Source organism: Micromonospora sp. IBHARD004 (assembly GCF_052814115.1).
On the sequence record NZ_CP199934.1, the window covers coordinates 3,353,761 to 3,377,274 of the forward strand.

General features: G+C 70.6%; 23 protein-coding genes. 14 read left to right on the top strand and 9 right to left on the bottom strand.

Translation table 11 applies throughout. The annotated features are described in order from the left end of the window. Window positions 1–27: 27 nt before the first annotated feature. Entirely contained in the window at window positions 28–492 is a 465-nt protein-coding gene (locus ACTWO6_RS16285; RefSeq protein ID WP_446220453.1) for a hypothetical protein, read from the bottom strand. Between the two features lie 118 nt (window positions 493–610). On the opposite strand from ACTWO6_RS16285, the gene ACTWO6_RS16290 reads away from it, so the two are divergent. Continuing rightward, the gene (locus tag ACTWO6_RS16290; RefSeq protein ID WP_446220454.1) at window positions 611–1,648 is read left to right on the top strand and encodes an ROK family protein; all 1,038 of its coding nucleotides are present in this window, start codon (window positions 611–613) and stop codon (window positions 1,646–1,648) included. 48 nt (window positions 1,649–1,696) lie between these two features. Here ACTWO6_RS16290 and ACTWO6_RS16295 read toward each other — a convergent pair whose 3' ends face one another. Beyond that, complete coding sequence (locus tag ACTWO6_RS16295; protein WP_446220455.1) at window positions 1,697–2,182, bottom strand: hypothetical protein; 486 nt, start codon at window positions 2,180–2,182, stop codon at window positions 1,697–1,699. Between the two features lie 385 nt (window positions 2,183–2,567). Here ACTWO6_RS16295 and ACTWO6_RS16300 point away from each other — a divergent pair, with 385 nt between their 5' ends. Next, the gene (locus tag ACTWO6_RS16300; protein ID WP_446220456.1) at window positions 2,568–3,755 is read left to right on the top strand and encodes a low temperature requirement protein A; all 1,188 of its coding nucleotides are present in this window, start codon (window positions 2,568–2,570) and stop codon (window positions 3,753–3,755) included. 3 nt (window positions 3,756–3,758) lie between these two features. Here the strand turns inward: ACTWO6_RS16300 and ACTWO6_RS16305 are convergent, their stop codons facing one another. From ACTWO6_RS16305 to ACTWO6_RS16320, 4 genes are all read right to left on the bottom strand, one after another. Then, window positions 3,759–4,943: a low temperature requirement protein A gene (locus tag ACTWO6_RS16305; RefSeq protein ID WP_446220457.1), complete on the bottom strand. Its 1,185-nt coding sequence runs from the start codon at window positions 4,941–4,943 to the stop codon at window positions 3,759–3,761. Between the two features lie 268 nt (window positions 4,944–5,211). Next, window positions 5,212–6,615 (bottom strand): Si-specific NAD(P)(+) transhydrogenase, encoded by a 1,404-nt coding sequence (gene sthA, locus ACTWO6_RS16310; protein WP_446220458.1) that lies wholly within the window; start codon window positions 6,613–6,615, stop codon window positions 5,212–5,214. Window positions 6,616–6,810: 195 nt separating this feature from the next. Further along, complete coding sequence (locus ACTWO6_RS16315; RefSeq protein WP_446220459.1) at window positions 6,811–8,001, bottom strand: MFS transporter; 1,191 nt, start codon at window positions 7,999–8,001, stop codon at window positions 6,811–6,813. 554 nt (window positions 8,002–8,555) lie between these two features. Then, window positions 8,556–9,146 carry an NADPH-dependent FMN reductase gene (locus ACTWO6_RS16320; protein ID WP_446220460.1) on the bottom strand — a complete coding sequence of 197 codons (591 nt, stop codon included), beginning with the start codon at window positions 9,144–9,146 and terminating at the stop codon, window positions 8,556–8,558. A 511-nt stretch (window positions 9,147–9,657) separates the two neighbouring features. On the opposite strand from ACTWO6_RS16320, the gene ACTWO6_RS16325 reads away from it, so the two are divergent. From ACTWO6_RS16325 to ACTWO6_RS16335, 3 genes are all read left to right on the top strand, one after another. Next, a complete protein-coding gene (locus ACTWO6_RS16325) occupies window positions 9,658–10,014 on the top strand; it encodes a DUF5994 family protein (protein WP_446220461.1) in 357 nt (118 codons plus the stop codon). Window positions 10,015–10,310: 296 nt separating this feature from the next. After that, window positions 10,311–10,811, top strand: a complete 501-nt coding sequence (locus ACTWO6_RS16330; RefSeq protein ID WP_446220462.1) for an inorganic diphosphatase — start codon at window positions 10,311–10,313, stop codon at window positions 10,809–10,811. 186 nt (window positions 10,812–10,997) lie between these two features. Then, a complete protein-coding gene (locus tag ACTWO6_RS16335; protein WP_446220681.1) occupies window positions 10,998–12,083 on the top strand; it encodes a fatty acid desaturase family protein in 1,086 nt (361 codons plus the stop codon). A gap of 48 nt (window positions 12,084–12,131) precedes the next feature. On the opposite strand, the gene ACTWO6_RS16340 is transcribed toward ACTWO6_RS16335, so the two are convergent. Next, the gene (locus ACTWO6_RS16340; protein ID WP_446220463.1) at window positions 12,132–13,046 is read right to left on the bottom strand and encodes a low temperature requirement protein A; all 915 of its coding nucleotides are present in this window, start codon (window positions 13,044–13,046) and stop codon (window positions 12,132–12,134) included. 443 nt (window positions 13,047–13,489) lie between these two features. On the opposite strand from ACTWO6_RS16340, the gene ACTWO6_RS16345 reads away from it, so the two are divergent. Continuing rightward, window positions 13,490–13,909: a hypothetical protein gene (locus ACTWO6_RS16345; RefSeq protein WP_446220464.1), complete on the top strand. Its 420-nt coding sequence runs from the start codon at window positions 13,490–13,492 to the stop codon at window positions 13,907–13,909. A gap of 124 nt (window positions 13,910–14,033) precedes the next feature. Here ACTWO6_RS16345 and ACTWO6_RS16350 read toward each other — a convergent pair whose 3' ends face one another. Together ACTWO6_RS16350 and ACTWO6_RS16355 are read right to left on the bottom strand one after the other, a co-directional pair. Next, on the bottom strand, window positions 14,034–14,597 hold the full coding sequence (locus ACTWO6_RS16350) for a DUF5994 family protein (protein ID WP_446220465.1): 564 nt from the start codon (window positions 14,595–14,597) through the stop codon (window positions 14,034–14,036). Window positions 14,598–14,600: 3 nt separating this feature from the next. Next, a complete protein-coding gene (locus ACTWO6_RS16355) occupies window positions 14,601–15,038 on the bottom strand; it encodes a LapA family protein (protein WP_446220466.1) in 438 nt (145 codons plus the stop codon). 550 nt (window positions 15,039–15,588) lie between these two features. On the opposite strand from ACTWO6_RS16355, the gene ACTWO6_RS16360 reads away from it, so the two are divergent. The 8 genes from ACTWO6_RS16360 (at window position 15,589) to ACTWO6_RS16395 (ending at window position 23,496) form a co-directional block, all read left to right on the top strand. Continuing rightward, window positions 15,589–16,311: a GAF and ANTAR domain-containing protein gene (locus ACTWO6_RS16360; RefSeq protein ID WP_446220467.1), complete on the top strand. Its 723-nt coding sequence runs from the start codon at window positions 15,589–15,591 to the stop codon at window positions 16,309–16,311. Window positions 16,312–16,406: 95 nt separating this feature from the next. Further along, entirely contained in the window at window positions 16,407–17,135 is a 729-nt protein-coding gene (locus ACTWO6_RS16365) for a GAF and ANTAR domain-containing protein (protein WP_446220468.1), read from the top strand. A 157-nt stretch (window positions 17,136–17,292) separates the two neighbouring features. After that, the gene (locus tag ACTWO6_RS16370) at window positions 17,293–17,895 is read left to right on the top strand and encodes a sigma-70 family RNA polymerase sigma factor (protein WP_446220469.1); all 603 of its coding nucleotides are present in this window, start codon (window positions 17,293–17,295) and stop codon (window positions 17,893–17,895) included. 535 nt (window positions 17,896–18,430) lie between these two features. Continuing rightward, window positions 18,431–18,604, top strand: a complete 174-nt coding sequence (locus tag ACTWO6_RS16375; RefSeq protein ID WP_406045751.1) for a hypothetical protein — start codon at window positions 18,431–18,433, stop codon at window positions 18,602–18,604. Continuing rightward, the gene (locus tag ACTWO6_RS16380; RefSeq protein WP_446220470.1) at window positions 18,601–19,614 is read left to right on the top strand and encodes a glycosyltransferase family 4 protein; all 1,014 of its coding nucleotides are present in this window, start codon (window positions 18,601–18,603) and stop codon (window positions 19,612–19,614) included. The genes ACTWO6_RS16375 and ACTWO6_RS16380 overlap by 4 nt, the downstream gene beginning before the upstream one ends. A gap of 197 nt (window positions 19,615–19,811) precedes the next feature. Next, on the top strand, window positions 19,812–20,948 hold the full coding sequence (locus tag ACTWO6_RS16385; RefSeq protein ID WP_446220471.1) for a glycosyltransferase: 1,137 nt from the start codon (window positions 19,812–19,814) through the stop codon (window positions 20,946–20,948). Continuing rightward, the gene (locus tag ACTWO6_RS16390) at window positions 20,945–22,009 is read left to right on the top strand and encodes a glycosyltransferase (RefSeq protein ID WP_446220472.1); all 1,065 of its coding nucleotides are present in this window, start codon (window positions 20,945–20,947) and stop codon (window positions 22,007–22,009) included. Before ACTWO6_RS16385 ends, ACTWO6_RS16390 begins: the two co-directional genes overlap by 4 nt. Beyond that, window positions 22,006–23,496, top strand: coding sequence for a glycoside hydrolase family 130 protein (locus ACTWO6_RS16395; protein ID WP_446220473.1), 1,491 nt, complete (start codon window positions 22,006–22,008; stop codon window positions 23,494–23,496). The genes ACTWO6_RS16390 and ACTWO6_RS16395 overlap by 4 nt, the downstream gene beginning before the upstream one ends. The last annotated feature ends 18 nt before the right edge of the window (window positions 23,497–23,514 follow it).

Genomic DNA, 23,514 nt, shown 5'->3' on the forward strand with positions numbered 1-23,514 from the left:
CCGACAAGAGGCGCCACGAGCGCCCGCTCACGCGCCAGGGAGGTCCGGCCCGGCCCCGCTTGGCGGTGGTCGCCCGTTCGGGCGCGGCGGTCGACTCAGCCGGCCGCTAGGACGGCCTCGACATCGGCGCCGTTCGTCACCACCACGGCGCCGGAACGCAGCTCCTCCGGGACCACGCCACGCTGGTCCTCGACGGTCAGCATGGTCGCGCAGTCGGGGGGAATGATCACGCCGCTGGCCCGGCGGGGCGAACTCGACCAGCAGGTCGAGCACCTCGCCGGGAGAGAAGTGGCTGATCATGAGACTGTCGATCCCGGCGTCGGTGACGCCGTAGAAGGTCGCGTCGCCGCCGTCGGGGACGGTGACGTGGGCCGAGCCGAACTCCGGTTCCCGCCGGTCGACGTACGGGCCGAAGACGGCGCCGAACAGGTCGCCGGGCATCGCCTCCACGTCGTCCCCGACGAAACACTGCACCCACATCTGGTAGCTCATGCCCGGGACCGTACCCGCCGGCCGGTCCGCGGTGCGCCCCGCTTTGTTGCAAGATCGTCTGCCGGCCGGACCCGGTCCACCCCACGACTTCTGCCGGCCGGCGGGGCGCACCCTGGAGATGCTGCGCAACCCTGGCCGGGCTGATCGGCATCGGCCTGCTGTGCGCCGCCGTGCTCGGCGGCGCGCTGGCCTGGACCGGCCCGACGACGTGGTCGCGGTCGATGTCGGTGGCGACAACCTCCGGGTCGCGGCGGCGGACATGAGCGGCACTCTCTGTTTCGAGCAACGCCAGGCCACCAGAGGAACCGGCGCCAGCCGTGTCGCCGCGCAGGTTGCCCGGATGATCGCGTCCGCGACGAACGCGGTGGGGGATCAGCTGGGGCCGCTTCGTAGGGTCGGCGTGTCGGCGCCCGGTGCTGTCCATGCCGACGGTCGCACCATGTCGGCCGCCCGCAACCTCGGTGAGGACGGTCCGTTCGACCTGATCACCCCGCTCGAGGCGCGCGTCGACGCGCCCATCGTGCTGGAGAACAACGTCAACCTCGCGGCGCTGGGCGAGCGCTGGCGGGGGCACGCCCGAGATGTCGCCACCTTCGCGTTCCTGGCCGTCGGTGCCGGCATCGGCATGGGTCTGGTCCACAACGGCGAACTCGTACGCGGCGCGCACGGTGCCGCCGGCGAGGTCGCCTACCTGCCGCTACCGGGTTCGGTGCCCCCGGGCCAGCGGGCCGGGCGCGGCAGGGAGCAGCTGGCGGACGAGGCCGGGGCGTACGGCGTTCTCGCGGCTCTCGACGCCCGCAGGTCATGGCCGGGCACGCGGCCGTCCTCGGTGGAAGAGTTGTTCGCCCAGGCAGCCGCGGGCGTTCCCGCCGCCCGTGACCTGGTGGAGGCCGAGGCCCGGCAACTCGGCCTGACAATCGCCAGCGCGTGTGCGATCTTCGACCCCGAGCTCGTGGTCCTCGGCGGGGGCGTCGGCCGCAACCCGCTACTGCTGCCGACGGTCCGGGACACCGTCAACGCGTACGCGCCGTTTCCACCGCGGATCGAGACCAGCGCCCTGGGCGAGGCGGCATCCCTCACGGGAGCACTGTTCGTCGCCCTGCAGGCCGCCCGCGCTGAGCTCCTGCAAGCCGTCAGCGGTCCCGACGGCGGCTGACCGGCTTCGGCAAGGACAGCGCCAGCGCGAAACGGCGGGCAAACCGTTTCATGGTGCGGGGGACAGGCGCCGCAGTCGGCGGTTCCACCACCCGGGACGGGTATGGGCCTGCCTCAGCAGTCGCCGGTGCTCCCAATGCTGGTACGCGATGAGTACCGGCACGAGCCCGAGCATGGCCATCGGCACGCGCGCGCGGGCGGTACGGTTCTCCCCGGCGACGGCGAGCAGGCCCGCCGCACCCGAGAAGTAGAGAATCGGGTTGTAGAAGCGCATCAGCTCGGGTCCCAGCCCCTCGCAGTCTGCCAACCAGGGCAGACCTGTTCTGGTGCGACGAGTTGGCCAGCCCAGCAGATGGGCAGACACCGCGGCGAGGCCGAAGCCGTTCGCCGCCGCCAACAGCGTGTCAGCCGACGCGTCGCGATCGCTGGCAACCCAGACGCCGCCCGTGACGAGTGTCCAGAAACCCGCGGCGGCGTACGGCCCGACCACCGAGGCGAGCGGCATACCGACGCCAGCTCCCAGCTCGAAGACCACATGTCCCGCCAGGCTGACCACGGTCAGCCGCGTCAGGGGTCGGCGCCCGGCGGGCTCGGCGGGGACCCGAGGGGCGCGGCCGTGTTGCGGGCGACCTCCGGTCATCCCGGGAGACTGTCCGACGCGATGCGTGCGTACCGGAAGCCGGTCATGCCGTTCCGCTCCTCATGACGGTGCCCGCCGGCCGCTGCGTGGTCCCCCTGACCCCCACTCGACTCTATGGGCTTTGCCCGTGTGCGGCCCGGCATTCGCCAAACCGGCGATGCGGCTTCGCGGTGGAAAGGTCCCGCTATGGCGGGGTATGAAGTGGATGTGCGGCTGTCGTCGAACCCGGTGCCCGTAGTGTCGTCTGGCGAGGACGGTGCGGCGGTCCCGGAGGAGGTCGATGGCAGCGGAAGGCGGCGCCGGTGCGGCGGCCGCGGCCCAGCGGGATCCGGGGCGGCCGGCGTTCCTGGAACTCTTCTTCGACCTGGTCTACGTCTTTGCACTGATCTCCCTGGCCAAGACGCTCGCCGCCGACCTGACCTGGACCGGCGTCGGGGAGACGCTGGTCCTGCTGCTCGCTTTCACCCTCGTCTGGGCGCTGACCACGTGGGGCGCAGGCACGGTCGACCTGGCCCGGCCCGCGGTCCAGGTGCAGTTCATCGGGGTGGCGGCCGCCAGCCTGCTGCTGGCGGCGGCGGCGCCGGACGCGTACGACGAGCGCGGCCTGCTCTTCGCGGTCACCTACCTGGTCATCCACCTCGGGTCGAACATCTATTACGTCCTGCTCCGGACGAGTGCGGCATTGCCCCGCCGCAGCGGCCGGATCCTGTTCTGGTACACCATCGCCGCGGTCGGCTGGATCGGCGGCGGGCTGGCCGCCGGCCCCACCCGCCTGGTGTTCTGGGCGGCGGCTGTCGGCGTGGAGTACGTCGCCGCCTCGCTCGGCTGGCCGGTGCCGCGGCTGGGGCGGTCCCAGCCGCACGAGTGGCGGCTGGTCGGCGAGCGGGTGGCCGAGCGGTACCGGCAGTTCGTCATCGTCGCGCTCGGCGCGTCCATCTTCGTGACCGGGACGACCTTCAGCCTGAACGAATACACGGTGCACCGGGCCTGGGCCCTGCTGGTGGTGTTCACGATCGTGGTGCTGACCTGGCGAATCTACATCTACCGGGCCGGCGAGCTGCTGACCGTTGCCATCGCGCGGTCGACGAACCCGTCGCTGCTCACCCAGTCCGCCGCGGTGACCCACCTGATCATGGTGGCCGGCATCGGCGGCATGGCGGTCACCAGCCACCTCGTCATCGTGCGTCCGTTCGGGGAGACGCCGCCCTCCTGGGCTGCGGTCATCCTCGGCGGACCGGCGTTGTTCCTGGTCGGCCGCGGCGTGCTCGACTACACGGTGTTCGGTCGGATCTCCCGGTCCCGGCCGGCTGGGCTGGTCCTGCTGGCCGGCGTGGCGCCGGCCTCGTCCCTGCTGCCGCCGGTGCTGGTCGCGCTGCTCGCCATGACCGTCCTGGCCCTGATCGCCGCGGCGAACCTGGTGAGCACCCGCGTGCACGCCCGCATGCCGATGCCACCGGCGCTCGGGTGACCCTCACCCGGTCGGCACGGTGGCCCGGACCAGCCGCGAGCGTGCGGGCAGCGTCTCCCAGACCAGGGTGAGCAGCAGGACCAGATTCGCCACGACCAGGATGGCCAGCGGCGGGAGCAGGGCCGTCGCGGGCGCGATGGCGGCCAGCAGCACCACCCCGAGCGCCCGGGGCCAGAGGACCCGCCCGGTGAGCACGGCGTCGAACAGGCAACTCCCGAGCAGGAACAGGGCCGGGCCGCCGAGGATGAGGGCGACCCAGGCGCCCGGCGCCGCACCGAACGGTCGGTCGATGACCAGCGAGACGCTGGTCGAGACTCCCAGCACCCCGGCCACCATCACCAGGTGGCTGTACGAGGTGGAGGTGCCGGGGCGGACCCGCTCCACCACCGTGACGGCGGGCGGTGCCAGGAGCTGCCGCACCCGGTGGAAGTAGAGCTGGAAGAGCACGACGGCGCTGGCGAACGCGACGGCGCTCGCGGCCACCCGGCCGGCCTGGAAGCCGCTGCCGGCCAGCCCTGTGCCGGCGCTCAGGATCAGCTCGCCCAACGCGATGATGAAGATTTCCCGGTGCCGCTCAGACAGGTGGGTGCCGGTGAAGATCTGACTGGCGAGTTCGGTGCGGCCGAGCTTCGGCGTGGGCCAGCCGATCCGGGCCGATCCGAGGTCGACGGCCACCGCGACCGACCAGAGCAGCAGCCGGGCCGTTCCGTGCACGAACGCCCCGGCCACCCACGGCACGGCGGTGACGCCGAACCAGAAGAAGACCCTGATGCTCCTGGCCTGGACCGGGCGGTTCACCCGGGTACCGGGGATGAGGACGGCGTCCCGGACGAGGTGGATGCCGAAGTACGCCGCGACGAGGAGCCACCCGTAGTCGGCGAAGGCGTACGGCACCGCGATCGCCATCAGCAGGGTGCCGAACATGACCGCCAGAACGGTGGCCTGGATGATCGGCAGCCGCGGGTTGAACAGGTCGGTGAGCCACGCGGTCAGCACCCAGACCCACCAGGCGGCCATCAGCAGGACGGCGGTCTGGGCGGCGCCCCGGACGGTGAGGTCCGCGGCCAGCCCCGCCGAGAGCCTGGAGAGCATGAAGATGTAGACCAGGTCGAAGAAGAGCTCCAGGAACGTCGGATAGTCGGGCTCGCCGCGCCGGCGAAGGATCCTGGGTAGCGGACTGGCCGTCACCGCGTCTGCCTCCTCTGGCACGCCGCACCGGGGAGCGGAGGCGCTGGCAACCTGGCGCTCCCCGCCAACCTACAAAAGCGGGGTCACCGGCGAGTCGAAACGACAGGAGCAGGGCGCGGGCCGGGCTCCGGATCCGCCGCGGGGATCAGCCGCCGAGCGCCTCGCCGCTCAGCTCGCCAGGATCAGGTCGGCGGCCCGCCAGCCAACCTGCAACCGCTGCGTGCGGAGATCCTGGATCGCATGGAAAGCCAGTCGCGGCATCAGTCCACTAACCGTCGATCCGGATGATGTTGCGCATCTTGTTGGACGCGTCCAGGGCTGCCACCTTGTACGCCTCAGCCAGCGTCGGGTAGTTGAACACCGTGTCGACCAGGTAGTCGACGGTGCCGCCGCAGCCCATGACCGCTTGCCCGACATGGACGATCTCGGTAGCGCCGGTGCCGAACACATGCACGCCGAGCAGTCGGCCGTCCTCCGGCGAGACGAGCAGCTTCAGCATGCCGTACGAGTCACCCACGATCTGGCCGCGGGCCAGCTCGCGGTAGCGCGCGATGCCCACCTCGAACGGCGTCGAGCCGTCCGTCAGCTCCTCCTCGGTCTTTCCGACGAAGCTGATCTCCGGAATCGTGTAGATGCCGATCGGCTGCAACCCGTGCAGCTCGCGAACCGGCTCGCCGCAGGCGTGCTGCGCGGCCAGCCGGCCCTGCTCCATTGACGTGGACGCCAGCGCCGGGAAGCCGATCACGTCACCGACCGCGTAGATGTTGTCCACCGCGGTGCGGTAGTTCGCATCGACGTTGATCCGGCCGCGCTTGTCCGCCTCCAGCCCGGCCGCTTCCAGCGCCAGGTCGTCGGTCTGGCCCTGGCGGCCGGCCGAGTACATGACCGTGTCCGCGACGATCTTCTTGCCGCTCTTCAGGATGCACAGCGCCGCAGTCTGGTGCTTCTCCACCGCGGCGACCTCCTCGCCGAAGCGGAACGTCACGGACAGGTCCCGCAGGTGGTACTTGAGCGACTCGACGACCTCTTCGTCGCAGAACTCGAGCATCCGATCGCGGCGTTCCACCACGGTCACCTTGGTGCCGAGCGCGGCGAACATCGACGCGTACTCCATGCCGATCACGCCGGCGCCGACCACGACCATGCTGCGGGGTACGGCCTGGAGGTTGATGACGCCGTCCGAGTCCACGATCGTCCGGTCGTCGAAGTCGACGCTGTCCGGGCGGGCCGGGCGCGTACCCGCGGCAATGACGATCTTGTCAAAGGTGACCTTGGACTCGTGCCCGGAGCCGCCATCCACCCAGATCGCGTGCGGGTCCGCGAACCGTCCAATGCCGGTGATCATTGCGACGCGGTTGCGCGCCAGCTGATTTCGGATGACGTCGGTCTGCCGGCTGATCACATGCTGGGTCCGGGCGGCCAGGTCGCTGACCGTGATCTCCTCCTTGACCCGGTAGCTGCTGCCGTACAGGTCCCGCTGGGTGAGGCCGGTCAGGTAGAGCACGGCCTCGCGTAGCGTCTTGGAGGGGACGGTGCCGGTGTTGATGCACACCCCACCGATCATGTCGCGGCGGTCCACGATGCCGACCCGCTTGCCCAGCTTGGCGGCGGCGATCGCGGCCTTCTGGCCACTGGGTCCGGAGCCCAGCACCAACAGGTCGTAGTCATACACAACTGTCAGCGTCGCAAGATGTCCCGGCCCGCGCTAGGCCGCATTTTCGTGCGGCGCATCCTCGTCCGCCGTGCCCCGCAGGAGTCGATCCCGGTCGGGGTTGTCGGCGAACTGCCAGGCCAGGCGTATCCGAACGGCGGTAGGCGCCGGTTCGGCCGGCCACCAGGTTGCCGCTGGGTTCCCTGCCGCACTGGGTCAGCCGGGTGCCTTCTTGCTGGCCCTGCGCAGCCCGAACAGGGCGACCAGGGCGAGGAGGATGATGGCGACGGAGTATTCGTTGGCGGTCCGGGGCAGGCCGCCGGCGTAGACCACGAGGAAGCCGGCAATGACGGTGGGCAGGCCGAAGCCGACGTAGCAGACGATGTAGAGCAGGGAGAGCACGCTGGCGCGTTCGTGCGCCTCCACGGCCGGCATGACCGTCTTGAGGCTGCCCTGGAAACCGGCACCGAAGCCGACGCCGCCGAGCGCGAGGCCGATGAAGAAGCCGGGGATGGACTCGATCATGACCGACACCAGCGTGATGATCATGCCCAGGATGAGGGCGGTGATTCCGGTGAGCATCACGGTCCGCGCGGCGGCGTTGCGTAGCAGGAGGACGGTGATGGACCCGACGATGCCGATGACGAAGAGGAGCAAGCCGGCAACCACGATCGAGGTGTTCATGAGGGCGCGCACGAGCGCCGGGCCGAGCGCGCCGAAGAAGCCGGCCAGCGCCCAGACGGCGAAGACTACCGGTAGGACGACCAGTACCGGCCCGCGCACGGCGCGGGGCAGCTTGATCTCCGGACGCAGGCTCTGCAGAGCTCCCTTCATCGGCGTGACCGTTTCCGGCATCAGGACGACCCCGACGCCTTGGATCAGCAGGATGACGAGCAGGACGGCGTACACCAGTCGCGTCGGCGCGGGCAGGAACTGGATGAGCAGCGCCGAGAGCAGGGCACCGCTACCGGTCCCGATGCCGGGGGCGATGGAGTTCGCGAGCGTGCCGCGGGAGCGGTTGATGTCGAGCATGGCGGCACCGACGGCGCCGGTGGCGGCGCCGGCCGCGAGCCCCTGTTCGACGCGGGCGGCCAGCAGCGTGGGTACGCCGTTGGCGAAGATGAAGATGACCAGCGCGATCATCTGGACCGCGGTCGCGACGAGCAGGACCGGCCGCCGCCCGACATGGTCGGACAGCTTGCCGAACGTGAGCAGGGACGCCAGCACCGCGGCGGCGTAGATGGCGAACACCACCGTGGTCGTGATCGGCGAGAAGTGCCAGCGCGCCTGGTAGATCCCGTAGAGGGGGGTCGGGGCTGCCGACGCGGCCAGGAACGACACGAGGATCGAGGCGAGCAAAAACAGGGACACATCCGGCGAGAGGCGCCGCTGTCCGGCGTTGTTCATGTCAGATGCTCCTCGGGTGACCTGCGGTGGCCGCCCCGCGCGGTCCGAGCTGGACGCCGTCCTCCTGCTAAGCCGCGGCGGATCACCCGAGGCGCGTTAGCACACGCAAAATGGCCTCCCCGGCGTCCGGCCAGAGCACCAGGGATGTCGGGGGAGGGGAGTGGGAGCAGTGGTATGCGCTCAACGGAGCCCGCGACTGCGCCCAGTCGCCCTGGCCTGAACGTCAGCGTCCACGAGGACGACGTGCCCGCGCAGCTCGGCGGGGCCGGTTGGCTCGGAATTGAGCCACTCGTCGGCTCCGCCGAGCGAGGGCAGGTGCAGACGTTCGAACACGGAGACCTACCGAAACGACCGGAACGCCGCGGCAACATGCGGCCTGGGGTTGTGCGCCGGGTCCGGTCAGTTGCGGTACGGGGCCAGGAGCGCGGTCAGCGCCGCCAGCATCTCCTCGGCGGGGTGTGGCCGTAGCCGGGTATGACCACGCTCTGCGCATCGTCCGCGGCGAGCTTCATCGCGTTCCCGACCAGTTTTGACAGACCCACGCGCTCCCCCGGCTACGCGCTGGACTGGGGGGTCGCCATCGTCGTGCCAGCCCGCAGGGTTGCCAACGCGCCGCTCCAGGCCGCCAACTGGTCGAGCATCGTGTTCACCGCATCCACCTGATGAGGGCCGGGCTTGAAGACGCTGAAGTTCTCGAAGTCGGTGAAGAGCGAGAGTGCGACCTGCGCCCGCACGTCCGCGATCTGCAACTCGGCCACCACCAGGCGCAGGTGCTCCACGGCGCGGGTGCCGCCGACGCTGCCATAGCTGACGAACCCGGCCGCCTTGTTGTTCCACTCGGCGTAGAGGAAGTCGATCGCGTTCTTCAGCGCCCCGGACGTGGAGTGGTTGTACTCCGGCGTCACGAAGACGTACCCGTCGAACGAGGCGACCTTTTCGGCCCACCTCAGGGTGTGTGGCTGGGTGTACTGCCCGAGCGACGGTGGCGCCATCTCGTCGAGGTGGGGCAGGTCGAAGTCCTTGATGTCGACGAGTTCGTACTCGGCGTCGACGCGCTTACTGGCGATGTCGTGCACCCAGCGGGCCACCGTCTCCCCGTTGCGGCCGGGCCGGGTGCTGCCGATGATGATGCCGATTCTGGTCATTGCCGCCCTTTCCTTCCGGGACCCCACGCCTGGGAGCGGGAGCCGTCGGCGGGTACCCCACCTGCGTGGTTTCGAACGGGCACACGGTGTTCCGGTTCCGGGCGATGTGCTGTGAAGGGCGAAGGTGCTCCCAGGGCAGCTAGTGCAGCGGCTTCTACCTGCGGTGACATGGTTCCGCTGGTCAGAGCCGGTCGGCGTGCGTCTCTGCGCACGTCGGTCTCAGCGTGTCGAGCCCGTCCTGCCTTCTGGACCGGCGATCCCACCCGCAGAGCCCTGACCAGGGCCTTCTGCTGGGTGAGCTCTTCGGCGGACTCGAACGAGTCAATTCGTCGAGCCCGGTCAAGCGACCCGGCCGCAGCGCAGATCGCCGGGGTTGTCGAAGAGGGCTGGTACGCCTCTCGGGGAAGGGTGCGAGCGACGGCCCTTCAGAGTCGTCTGAAGGGCCGTGCCGTCCCCAGCGATCCGCTCGACACCCCCTGACTCGCTTGAGTCGTGTGGGATCGAACGGATCATGCTGCGGCCGGCGGCCTGGGACAGGCATCCATGCCGGATCGGCGTCGGCGGCCCCACGGTGCGGCTGGGCTGGTTCACCACCCCCGGGGCCGCGCTGGTGATCGTCACAGGCCCACGGGATCTGCGGATCGACCTGGCCGTGATACCGCCGGAGACTACTTACGCTGTGGCGACGGCCGCCCTGCTGGCCGCTTCCCGCCCCGGCAACACCACCCGGGCCGCCGATATTCTGCCCACATTGCCCAGTTTTCGCCCGCGACGGTTGGCACGATACGGCGACGACGTAGCCGTCTGGGAACCCGAAGGCGGCCACCTTCAGCCCGATCGACAACTCACAGCGCCGGTCCAGATCTGAACGCTCCGGGTACTTCTCTTGGTACTCGCCCTGCTCCTACCTCTGTTGATCACCTCACTCCTGGGCGACCTGACCTAACCGCAGCACTCCCGCGTCGGTCGGATGCCGGCGGGCCCCAACCGCGGCGGAACACTCTCGGGTGCCCGCGTTCGCCCGCCGAACCAGTCGTTACAGCTACTGGCCCGCCGTGTCGTTGTCGGTGTCCGACACTCGCACGGCAGCGAGATCGCCGTGTTCATCACCGACCGGGCTGATAGCCGGTCACGAACTGAAGGTCCGAAGAGCGGAGCAACGGCATGGAGTTCGACGTCACCATCGAGATCCCCAAGGGAACACGCAACAAGTACCAGATGGATCGCCAGACCGGTCGGATCCGGTTGGATCGCACCCTGTTCACCGCTACCCAGTACCCGGCCGACTACGGCTTCATCGAACACACCCTCGGCGAAGACACCGACCCTCTCGACGCGCTGGTGCTGGTACAGGAACCGACCTTTCCCGGCTGCCTCATCCGATGCCGGGCCATCGGCATGTTCCGCATGCGGGACGAGAAGGGGCCCGACCCGAAGGTGCTGTGCGTGCCCACGGCTGACCCCCGCCTCGCGTACCTCGGCGACATCACGGATCTGGAACACTTCCACAAGCTGGAGATCCAACACTTCTTCGAGGTGTACAAGGACCTGGAGCCGGGCAAAAGCGTCGACATCGAACGCGGGATCTGGGCCGGCCGGACCGAAGCCGAGGCGGAGGTCAGACGCTCACAGGAACGCGACCGCCAGCCGACCTCTGCCAGATGACCGCGCCAGGCCGAGCCCCCCGGAGCCCTCGTCCGCCTACTCGCAGTCTGGCCGGGCGTTTGGTCGCGCCGTTCAGGTCAGCCGTACGGGTGGCGGAGTAGGCTGAGGGAAGCGTTGGCTCCAGACCCCGGCGGCGTGCTTGAGCGTCGATTGCCGGGAGGACCCGTGAGCAGCATCGATTCGACCATGGCGCAGGTGCGGCCCGGATTGCAGCGCCGTCGCGGCAGCGAGTATGCCGAACTGTTGACCCGGGTGCGGCAGGCAGGCCTGCTCGACCGGCGCCCGACCTACTACACGATCAAGATCGCAATCAACGCCGCGTTGGTTGTCGCCGGATGGACGATCTTCGTGCTGCTGGGGGACTCGTGGTGGCAACTGGTCACCGCGGTGTTCCTGGCCGTGGTCTTCACCCAGACCGGGTTCCTCGGCCACGACGCCGGCCACCGGCAGATCTTCCGGTCCCGACGCGCCAACCATCTGGTCGGGCTGTTGCACGGCAACCTGGCGATCGGTCTGGCCTTCGGCTGGTGGGTCGACAAACACCACCGCCACCACGCCCACCCCAACCAGGAGGGCCTCGACCCCGATATCTCGGGAGAAGGCCTCGTGTTCACGCGCACGCAGGCCGGTGCGCGGCGCGGTGCTGGCCGGCTGCTCGCTCGCTACCAGGGCTTCCTGTTCTTTCCGATGCTGCTGCTCGAGGCCGTCTCCCTGCACGTGGCCAGCGTCCGGGCGTTGTCACGCTCCACCTATCGGGAGCGTGGCCGGGAGGCGCTGTTGCTCGGGCTGCACGCCGCCGTGTACCTCACCGCGGTCGTCGCGGTGTTGTCCCCGTGGCGGGCGTTGGTCTTCGTCGTCGTTCACCAGGGCCTGTTCGGTGCGTACCTGGGATGTGCCTTCGCCCCCAACCACAAGGGCATGCCGATCCTCACCGAGGACGACGACACGGATTTTCTTCGCCGCCAGGTCCTCACCTCCCGCAACGTCCGTGGCAACTGGTTGATCGACTTCCTGCTCGGCGGCCTGAACCACCAGATCGAACACCACCTGTTCCCCAGCATGCCCCGCGCTTCACTACGCCACGCCCGGCCCATCGTCCGCGCCTACTGCCTCGAGCACGGCCTGCCCTACGTCGAGACCACCCTCCTCGACTCCTACCGGCAAGCGCTGCACCACCTGCACAGCGTGGGTCGCAGCGGACAATCGGTTCGAGAACCCGAACCGGCCGACGTACCCGACGCCGGCCTCGTCGCAGCCAACGGCCGCCAGTGACGTTCCAGGATGTTGGTCGCGCCGACTCGGACTGGCGGGGGTCTACAGCTAGAAGGCGGGTGATGGTGGCTCGGGCGGGCCTCCATGGGCGCGAACGGCGTCCGCGACGGCGATCCCGGCCAGTACGAGGGCGCCCACGACGGCGACCACCAGTGGGGGTACGAGCACCATCGCGGGCGCCGCGACGGCCAGCACGAGCAGCCCGACCAGCCGGGACGGCGACACCCAGCTGAATACCTCGTACTCGAATCGGGCCCGCCCGGCCAGGAACAACGCGGGTCCGCCGAGAACGACGCCGACCAGCCCGGGCGTGGTGTCCTCGGTGGGATGGGCGATGACAATTTCGAAACCGGCGGCGGCGGCGACCACGCCGGCCACCATGAGCAGGTGGGTGTACGGTGCAGACCTCACGAATCGGCCCGGGTCGTGGGAGGCTTCGATGGCTGCTTGTAGCAGTGCCCCGGCGCGGTGGACGTAGATCTGCCACAGCAGCACTGTCGTGGCGAACGCGACCAGGAGCGCCCCGGTCCGGTCGGCCGTGAACTCGTTATCGGCGTAGATCAGAGTGGTCACGAGGATGAGATCGCCGAGGGCGAGGGTGAAGAACTGCTGGTAGCGCTCGGCCAGGTGGTCGGCTGCCACCTCGTACTGTGACGTGGGCACCCGACCGAGTCGGGGCGTGGGGTAACGACGCCAGGCCGTTCCGTAATCGATGGCGAGCGCTGTCGACCACAGTAGGCCGCGCGCCGTGCCTTCCACGAGACCGCCAGTGAGCCATGGTGCGGCGGAGACAACAAACCAGAAGATGAACCGCCCGGCGTGTAGTTGCGCCTGGCGGCCGTGGAGCGCGGACGCCAGGAAGAGGCCTCGGCCAACGTGGATCGCCACGTACGCGCTCACGAACACCATGGCGTAGAGGTCGGTTGCTAGTGCGGTGACGGACCAGACCCACCAGATCGCCATCAGCAGCACCAGGGTTTGAAAAATGCCGCCCCCGGTCGAGATTCCTTGCCAGCGTCTGTGAAGTCAGAGCGAGTGCGGCGACGAATACCAGATCAAGAAGCAACTCCAGCAGTGTCGCTCGCTGCGGACCCTCGCCCTTGCGCGCCAGCCCCACCGCTCGGTTGGTCGTCACCGGCTGCCGGCTCTGGTCGACCGCAGGCTAGCGGGAATCGGTGGCACCCTTCGGTGGCGAAATTTCGCCGGCCGGATGAACTCAGACGCGGCCACACCTAACAATAACGGCGCTTCTCGGCCCAATAGGATGAAATACGCGCGTCGCCGCGCTGCGGAAGCTGGACAACGGAGCGCTCCGTGGTTTGACCGGTGGCGTAGGGTGAGGGACGCAGTAGCTGCCCTGGTCCCTGGCGGTGCCCCAACCGCAGGCACACCACCAGGAGCATCGGATGGCTGTCCCACGCATCTACGTCGTGCCGGGCACTGAGTCCGTCAACGATCTCGTCAAGCGGATCGCCGACCGCGACCACGCCGCTTTCCGCCGTTTCCACCGTCGTCTCGTCCGCGCGGTCTTCGCTCAGGTGTGTGAGAACCTCGGCAGCCCGGCGATCGCCGTGGCGGTGACCCGGGCGGTGTTCGTCGAGGTGTGGCGGCTCGCGCCGATGCCCGCCTCCCGCCAGCTCGACGGCACCGCCTGGGTGACCTCCATCGCCGCTCGCCGGGCCGCAGACCGGCTCCGCGAGATCAACGGCCCTACGCCGACCCTCGGCACCGCCTATGACGATCTCCTCGGTCGTGAACTCGCCGTCGCGCTGGGAACCGAACCGCCGGCACACGCCAGAACTTCCTTCCACACACCGACCGACTGATTGACTGCCTGCCGCTTGCCGCCAACTGACTCACGACTCGCGGCTCGCTGACAGCCGTCGTCGCCGCACATCCCATTCGGGGGTTGGCGAGCACCCGGGTCGTAGCCGGTTGTCTCTAGTGCGTTCATGCGGGCACTCCCGTGCGGGGACGGGTGGTGGATTCGGTGTGGCCTCGGTGGATTCCGCCCGACGCGGGGCTGCCGCCCTCGTTGTCCCACACCGCGTACGCGTCGGAGCTGGTCGTCGTTGTCGCGTCCTGCGGGGTCGGTCCGGTGGTGAGGATGTCGGGTGCGTGCCTGAGGTTGGTCGGGTCGGCGGCGGTGGCCATGGCCAGCTCGGCTGCCTCGGGTGTCGTGCCGGGTGGCACGACGAGCAGGTCGACCTGGTCGTCGCGGCCGGTGGTGGCGACCAGCAGGGCGGGGTCGAGGGTGTCGAACCAGCCGATCCGGACCACGTCCGGTCCGACCGCCAACCGGCGGATCCGGCTGTCCCAGGTGTGGATGTTGAGCATGATGTGCCGGATCCGGCCATGCCGTTCGGTCAGGGCGAGGACGAGGCCGGGGAGTTCGGCCACCGGGTCCCAGGAACGCGGCCACCATCCGCCGTCCAGGACCGTCCGGCCCCTGGTGGGAGCGAGGGACAGTCGGGGCCGGGAGGGCGGCGACGGGGGGATCACGGTGGTGGGCATGGCTCACCTGTCCTGGCGGTAGGTACGCGGCGGCGTAACGCGGGCGGTGCCGGTCACCGTCGGGGAGCGCGGACCGGGCCTGGGTCGGGCGTCGGGGTTTCCGGCGGGACGGCGTTGGAGCATCCGGAGTTGCACGATGCGGGCGGTGCCGGGGAGGGCGACGAGCAGGATCCCGAAGACCGCGGCCAGCAGCAGGGCAACGCCCATGGGCAGGTGCCCGTGCGCGCCGAGGAACGACACCTCGGCGCGCTGGCCGTTCTGCAGTACGAAGATCAGGAGCAGCAGGAGCACGAACGCGAACACCACGGCGGCGACCCACAGGCCGCCCATCCGCGAGCGTGCCGTCGCCGGTCGGTCCGGCGTGGGGCGGGAAGCGGTGTCGGTGCCGTCGTGGCCGTTGATCGGGGGAACCGGGTCAGGATGGTTCTGCGGTGCGGTCATCACAAACCGCCGCCTTCCAAGGAGCAGCTGACATGCCTGAATGCCGTGGGGAGCCAGCGCAGGCATGGGCGATGGCGGGCGTGTGACGCGGTGTCCGAGTCCGGAACGCCGGTGCGACGGGATGGGCCGGGCCCAGGGGGCGCACGAGGAGGCCGGCGACGCGGCCAGTTGATGTCGTACGGCGGGCGGCCAACACGGTGACCTCGATCGGTGGGGTGCGTCCGCCGGCGGCGAACTGTCAGCCACCGGGGTCCCGAGCGACAACTATCATCGTACGCTTCTGCGGTCCCGGCGGCGATCGTGTCGGCGACCGCCTTGGCGGCCCGCGCCGCCTGCCGCCAGCCAGGAGTACGGTGAGAGCGTCGCCCGGGACCCCGGTCAGCCGCACGGCATATGTCCGCTTCGGACGATCCGGGTCGGAGCCAGTCTTGGAAGAGCGAATCAGCGGGACCCGTCCCCGCTTGCGAGTCGCTTCTCGCACCCGCGTGCCTGTGCTCCGACTGACCGCGTCCGATTGTGGTCGCGGGGCCGATCCCGGTACGGCGAACCGATGAACTCCGATCGCAGGATCCGGCTGTGGGCCCTGGTCGTGGACGTGGCCCGGGGCGGGACGGTCGCGGTCGAGCACGTCTGCGCCGCGTCGGTGGCGGTCGCCGGCGTCGACTCTGCCGCTGTCGCGGTGACGCTGCGCGCCACCCCACGCGAGGTGCTGTTCGCCAGTGACCGGACCGCGTCGGAACTGGAGGAGCTGGCCCTGACCCTCGGTGAGGGTCCGTGCGTGGACGCGATCACCGGCGGCCCGGATCTGGTCGCCGATCTGGCGGCGCCGGAATGCCTGGCCCGCTGGCCGGCGTTCGCCCCGGCGGCGGTGCTCGCCGGGGTCCGTGCGGTGTTCGCGCTGCCGCTCCAGGTCGGCGGGATCCGTCTCGGTGTACTGGGCCTCTACCGTGCGCGGTCTGGCGGCCTCGACGGCGAGCAGCTGGCCGACGCCCTGGTGTTGGCTGACACGGCGTGCGCGGTGCTGCTCGATGGCGCGCGGCCGGACCGGGACGAGCGTTGGCCCGAGCAGGGCGGTCTGCAGCATCCCGAGGTGCACCAGGCCACGGGGATGGTCACGGTCCAGTTGGGGGTGACCGCGGCGGTGGCGCTGATCCGGTTACGCGCCTTCGCCTACTCCCACGGGCGGCGCCTGCGGGATGTGGCAGGTGACGTGGTTGCCCGCCGGCTGCGTTTCGACTCCACCGACGACGCACGGGATGGCGGGGCCGGGTGAGAGCCCGACTGCGGCCGTCGCGAGGCGGCGGCGCGGACCACGGCCCCGTACCGCCGGAGAGCCGGCGGGACTATGGTACGACGAGGGTGAGTGACATGGGCGAGAGCCAGCTGGCGGACGTGTTCGTGGAAATGGCCGACACTCTCGTCGACGATTTCGACGTGATCGAGTTCCTGCACGTGCTGACCGAGAGGTGTGTCGAACTGCTGGGGGTGTCGGCGGCCGGGCTGCTCCTGACGGACCAGCGGGACACGCTGCAGGTGATCGCCGCCTCCTCCGAACGCACCCGACTGCTGGAGCTGTTCCAGCTCCAGACCGACCAGGGTCCCTGCGTGGACTGCTTCCGTACCGGTCAAGCGGTGTCGGTGGTCGACCTGCCAACCGCCAATCGCTGGCCAAGGTTCACCGCCGCCGCGGCCGAGGTCGGCTTCGCTGCGGTGCACGCCCTGCCCATGCGCCTGCGCTCCGAGGTCATCGGCGCGCTGAACCTCTTCGATGTCCAGCCGGGGGCCCTCGACGAGGGCAAGCTCCGCATCGGTCAGGCGCTCGCCGACGTGGCAACCATCGGACTGCTGCAACAGCGCGCCATCCACCGGCGTGACATCCTCGCCGAACAGCTGCAGACCGCACTGAACAGCCGTGTCCTGATCGAGCAGGCCAAGGGGGTCCTGGCCGAACGCCTTCGGGTGGACGTGGGCGAAGCCTTCGCGCTGCTGCGGGACGGCGCCCGCAGCCGCAACCGGCGGCTGTCCGAGCTGTCCCAGGCGATCGTCGACGGCTCCGAGCAGTTCGCGCCGGGACCGGCCGTCAACCGGCCCGGCTGATGACCGGCCCCGGGCCGGCCCCGCTGAACAGTCGGCTCCCGGGAGTGCTGCCGGCGGAGGGTGCCGATCCGCGAGATGAGGCGTACGGTGGCCATGTCGCCCGGGTCCCCGGTGGCCGCCAGTCTCGCCGCCACCAGCCCGTAAGGGGCGTTGAACAATGATCACCCCCATCGCGACAGCGACGGCAGTTTTCCCTCCGCCGCCTCGGAACGCGGTAACGGGGAACAGCGAACAACTGCTGCGTCGACGCGCGGCCCTTATCGCCAACGATCCCGACCGCGCGCGGCTGCGAGCCCGGATCATTGAGGCCAACCTGCCGATGGCCGGTCGACTGGCCCGCCGCTACTCCGGTCGCGGAGAGCCTTACGAGGACCTGGCACAGGTCGGCGCGCTCGCCCTGATCAAGGCCGTCGACGGATACGACACCGACCGAGGGACGCCGTTCGCCAGCTACGCCATCCCGACCATCCTCGGCGCCATCCGGCGGCACTTCCCTGACACGGCCTGGGCGATCCGGGTGCCGCGCGCAGCCCAGGAACTGAGTCGCCGGGTGGCCGCCGCCCGGGGCGAGCTCGGGCAGCAACGGGGTCGCCAACCGACTGACGGAGAGCTCGCTGACCACCTGGAGGTGACCGTCGCCGAACTCCTGGCCGCCCTCGTCGCCTCCGAGGTCTACCGGTTGCCGTCGCTGAACGAGCATGCACGTCTCCCGGCTGCTGAAGCGCTCCCTGGCCCAGCTCAGGGCCGGGATGCTCAGTGACCGGTCATCCTCCCGGACCGCTCAGGCACCCGGGCCGGATCGTTGAGATCACCAGGAGAGGGTGTCATGGCCGTTCGTCCGATCGCCGCGACCGGGCCTTCCCCGCCCGTCAAAGGGGAATCCGTCCCCTCGACATTCGGTGTACGGGTCAGGCGGGCCGTCGACGTCCGCGCGCTCCGTATGCGGGTGTTCCTCCTGGTGACCGTCCTGCTCCTGCCTATGGTGCTCATCACGGTGTTCGCTGACCGCTGACCCGTCTCAGGGGTCACCTCAGATGAGGCCCGGCACGCCGGGCCGGACCGGCGTAGCCTGGGGTTGTCCCAGACTCGACGACATTCCACATCTGAGGCGCCCGCCACGCCGGCTCCGCCCCCTGGGGATGCCACGTCCGTACCGCACGATTCGCCGGTCACGGTGAGAGCTCGAAGGCCCGCCGCACACCTCGGCGCCCCGGTGATGGGGATTCGACCAGCGCCTCCACACCGCTACCCGGTGACCATGACCGTCCACGAACGGCTTCACAAGGGAGCAGACGATGAGGATCGCCAAGCACAGGATCGTTGCAGCCCTACGCGAGCGCGGCCAGCAGGCCAGGGCCGACTGGGTCGAGCGCGAGTTGCCGGAGCGGGTGGACTCCGACAAGCACGTCGGGCTGCTCGCGACCCTGCGTCTTGATCCGGCCGACCTCGCCGAGGCGACATCCCCGTGAGAGTGGCTCTGCTCGGGCCGGTCGCCTGGCGGACACCCCCTTACCACTATGGCCCCTGGGAGCAGGTGACCGGCCTGCTCGCCGAGGGGCTGACCACACGCGGCGTTGACGTGACACTCTTCGCGACGCTGGACTCGGTCACCTCCGCCTCCCTCGACGGTGTGTGCCCCCGCGGGTACGCCGACGACCCGAGCATGGACGGCCGGGTGTGGGAGGCGATGCACGTCTCGCACGCGATGGCCCGCTCGGCGCAGTTCGACCTGGTGCACAACCACCTCGACTGGCTGCCGCTGGCCTTCGCCGAGCACTGCCGCGCTCCGCTGCTCACCACCGTGCACGGCTTCTCCGGTGTGGGCATCCTCCCCGCCTACACCAGGGCCCGCTCGTCCTACGTGTCGATCTCCGACGCCGACCGGATCGCCGGACTCGACTACGTCGCCACGGTGCACCACGGCGTCGACCTCACCGGGCTGCCGTTCACCCGGGACGCCGGCCCCGGACTGGTCGCCTTCGGCCGGATCCATCCCGACAAGGGCATCCACACCGCCATCGAGATAGCCCGGCTCGCCGGCCGGCCCCTGACCATCTGCGGCATCGTGCAGGACGAGCGGTACTTCACCGAACAGGTGGCCCCGCACATCGACGGCGATCAGGTGGTCTTCCTCGGCGCGGTGGGCCCCCGACGACGCGCTGAGATCCTGGGCGCCAGCACCGCCCTGCTGCACCCGATCGCCTTCGACGAGCCGTTCGGCCTGTCGGTGGTGGAGTCGATGGCCTGTGGCACGCCGGTCGTGGCGTACGCGCGGGGGTCCATGCCGGAAGTCATCGACGAAGGGGTGACGGGATTTCTCGTGCACACCGTCGAGCAGGCCGTCGACGCCGTCACCCGGGTCACCGGCCTCGACCGTGCCGGCTGCCGGGCCCGGGCCCGGCAGCGCTTCGGCGCGGACCGGATGGTCACCGACTACCTGGCCGTCTACGACGACCTCACCCACCGACCGCAACGCTGAACCTGCCGAACGACCGACGATTCCTGACGAATCAGGCCCCGCTCGATCCGGTTCACCCCGGCCAGGTCCCGCACCCGTGGTGGCCCGGCCTCGAACCCGTTCCGCCGGTCACACACGCTGGCCGGCGTGCGCCGTCACCGCGTGAGGTCCGCCGCCCTTCCCTTGGCGGCGGCCGACAACCGGAAGGCCCAACATCCATGCCCAGCTACGGTTTCCTCAGCACCCACCCACCGACCCGGTGCGGACTGGCTACCTTCAACTCCGCCCTGGCCGCCCACCTGACCGCCGACGGCACGCGCGGTGGCGTCGTGCGGGTCACCGATGGAAGCAACGACCAGCGCGCCCTGCCCGGGGTCGTGCACACCTGGTCGGCGCGCACCCCGGCCGGCTGGCGGGACGCCGCCGCCGCCCTGAACACCTTCGGCGTGGCCATCGTCCAGCACGAGTACGGCATCTACCCCGGTAGGGACGGGGAGGACGTTCTGCCGCTGCTGCGCCGGCTCGCCGTGCCGAGCATCGTGGTCCTGCACACCGTGCTCCGTCAGCCCTCCGCCCGGCAGAAGTCCCTGCTGGAGCAGATCGTCGCCGCCGCCGGGGCGGTCGTCACGATGACCGACACGGCCCGCGACCGGCTACTGGTCGGTTACACCGTGGACCCGGCGAAGGTCACGGTCATCCCACACGGCGCCGCCGACCACGTCGGCGTGCCCGTCCTACGCCGTACCCGCCCGCACCTGCTCACCTGGGGGTTGCTCGGGCCCGGCAAGGGCATCGAGTGGTCGTTGCGGGCCCTCGCGCGGTTGCAGGACCTCGATCCGACACCCACCTTCACCGTCGCGGGCCGGACCCACCCGAAGGTGATCGAGCACCAGGGGGAGGCGTACCGGGCGGGCCTGCACCGGCTCGGCGCGCAGTTGGGTGTCGCGCACGCCGTGGACTACCAGCCGGTCTACCACGACCCGGCCGCGCTCGGCGCGCTGATCCGCTCCGCCGACGTGGTCCTGCTGCCGTACGACTCCCGTGAGCAGGTCACCTCGGGGGTTCTCGTCGAGGCGGTGGCCGCCGGGGTTCCCGTCGTGGCCACGCCGTTCCCGCACGCCGTCGAGTTGCTCACCGGCGGGCCCGGTCTGGTCGTACCCCATCAGGATCCGGCGGCGCTGGCCGCGGCGGTCCGGCGGATCCTGACCGAGCCGGGTCTGGCCGCCCGGCTGGCCGGCCGCGTCCGACCGGCGGCCGCGGAGCTGCGTTGGCCGGCGGTGGCGGCCCGGTACGACGTCCTCGCGGAGCGGCTCACCGCCGCCCGCCCGCCCGTGGTCAGCGCGGCGTCGGCGTGACCGCGACCGTCGGCCGTCCCACCACGACGGCCGGCAGCCCGGTCACCGGCCACCGCCTGGACGTGCCCGCGCCGAGCTTCGCTCACCTGGGCCGGTTGAGCGATGACACCGGGCTGTTCGAACACGCCCGGCACGCCATCGTGCGCCGGGAACACGGCTACTGCACCGACGACGTCGCCCGCGGTCTGGTCGTCACGAGCCGGGAGCCGGAGCCGACCGGCGCCGTGCTCCGGCTCGCGGAGTGCTACCTCGCCTTCCTGACCCACGCGCAGGACGCCCGCGGCGCCTTCCACAACCGACTCGACCACGACCGGCGCTGGGCCGACGAGCCCGGGCTCGGCGACTGGTGGGGCCGGGCGCTGTGGGGCCTGGGCACCGCCGTCGCCCGCAGCCCCGCGGCCTGGATCCGGGAGGAGGCACTGGTCGCCTTCAGCGCGGGCGCCGTGCGGCGCAGCCCGGCCCCACACGCCATGGCCTTCGCCGGGCTCGGCGCCGTCGAGGTGCTGCGCCGCCACCCCACGCATTCCGCCGCGGCCGCGCTGCTGGCCGACGCGGCCACCACGATCGGCACCCCGCAGGGGGACCCGCGATGGCCCTGGCCGCAGCAGCGCCTTACCTACGCCAGCGCGGCCCTCGCGGAGGTCGTCATCGCCGCCAGTGAGCTGCGCCACGACGGTCCCCTGCTCGACAGCAGCCTGCGGATGCTGGCCTGGCTGCGCGACGTCCAACTGCGCGACGGGCGGCTGTCGGTCGTACCGGCCGCCGGTTGGGGACGTGGTGCGGTGCGGCTCCGCCACGACCAGCAGCCGATCGAGGTTGCCGCCTTCGCCGACGCCTGCGCCACGGCCGCCACGGTCACCGGTGACCCCGGCTGGGAGGTAGGGGTACGGCAGGCCGTCGGGTGGTTCCTCGGCGACAACGACGTCGGCACCCCGATGTGGGATCCGGCGACCGGCGGCGGCTACGACGGGTTGACCCCGCACGGACCCAACCTCAACCAGGGCGCCGAGTCGACCCTCGCCCTCATCTCCACCCTGCAGCACGCCCGGCGGTGGTCGTGACCGGGACCCTGGCCATCCGGCAGGACCTCACCCTCAGCCCGGACCCACGCCGGGTCATCGTCAAGCTCTTCGTACCCGGCGAGGACGCCGCCGTCGCGCGCACCCGGGCGCAGGCGCTCATCGACCGCGTCGCGCAGCTTGACGAGGAGGAGACCGGCCGGCTGCTGCGGGACACCTTCCACCGCTTCGGTGCGCGGCACCGGGACCTGGACGCCACGTTCCACCACCACTACGACCTCGTCCGGCACCGCATCGCCCGGGCTCGGGACCTTTCCCCCACCACCCGGCTGCTGGTCGGCGCGTACTTCAGCCACGAGTACGCGGTCGAGGCCGCCGCGCTATGCAACCCGTCGATGGTGGCCCACCCCGACCAGACCGATCTGGGTGCCGGGCAGCTGCGCGTCGCGGTCAGCCTGCGCCAGATCGGCGAGGGCCACCTGTCGTCCATCGGGTTCGCCACCGCGGTCCTCGGACCCGGGCGCCGGCTCACCGTCGCCGACCGGTCCGGCCGCCTGGCTGTCGGTCAGCGGGTGGGCGTACGGCACCGCCGGGACCTGCTCGCTGCCGGCTTGGCCGAGGAGGCCTGCGACAACGAGATCACGGCCACCGTGCTGGACGCCCTGCCCGACCGGTACGACGAGGCCACCTTCGAGCGGGTGCTCGGCAACCTGCCACCGGACCTGCTCTCCCGCAGGGCCGGGCTGGGCACCCTCGAACAACTGCGCCGCACCAACGCCGCCAGTTACGCCACGACCTTTTCCGCCGACACGGCTCTGCATGAACGGGTTCTCTGGCCGGCCACCCCGGCGGAGAGCAACGGCTTGGAGGACGCCCGGTTCGTCAGGTTCGTGGACGAGTCGGGACCGCTGTACCGGGCCACCTACACCGCCTACGACGGACGGCGCATCGCCACCCGTGCGCTGGCCAGCAGCGACCTGCGCCGCTTCGAGATCACCCCGATGCGTGGGCCGGGCGCCCGCAACAAGGGCATCGCGCTGTTCCCCCGTACCGTCGCCGGCCGTCACCTCGCACTGTGCCGCGCCGACGGTGAGACCATCGGTCTGACCTGCCTGGACGGTGAGAACCGGTGGAAACCCCCGGTGCCGCTGCACGCCCCCCGCGACAGCTGGGAACTGATCCAGGTCGGCAACTGCGGATCCCCCATCGAAACCGATGCCGGCTGGCTCGTGCTCACCCACGGGGTCGGCCCGATGCGCCGGTACGCCATCGGCGCGCTGCTGCTCGACCTGCATCGACCGGAACGGGTTGTCGCGCAGCTCCCCGGTGCGCTCCTGTCACCCGACAAGGCCGACCGGGACGGGTACGTACCTAACGTCGTCTACTCCTGCGGCGGGCTCGTCCACGCCGGCGAGCTGTGGCTGCCGTACGGGGCCAGCGATGCCCGGGTCGGTTTCGCCACCGTGCCGGTGGCCGCCCTCATCGCCGCGATGATGGAATCCCCGGCGCCGGGCGGCCGGGACGGTTGAGCGCCGGCCGTCACTCCG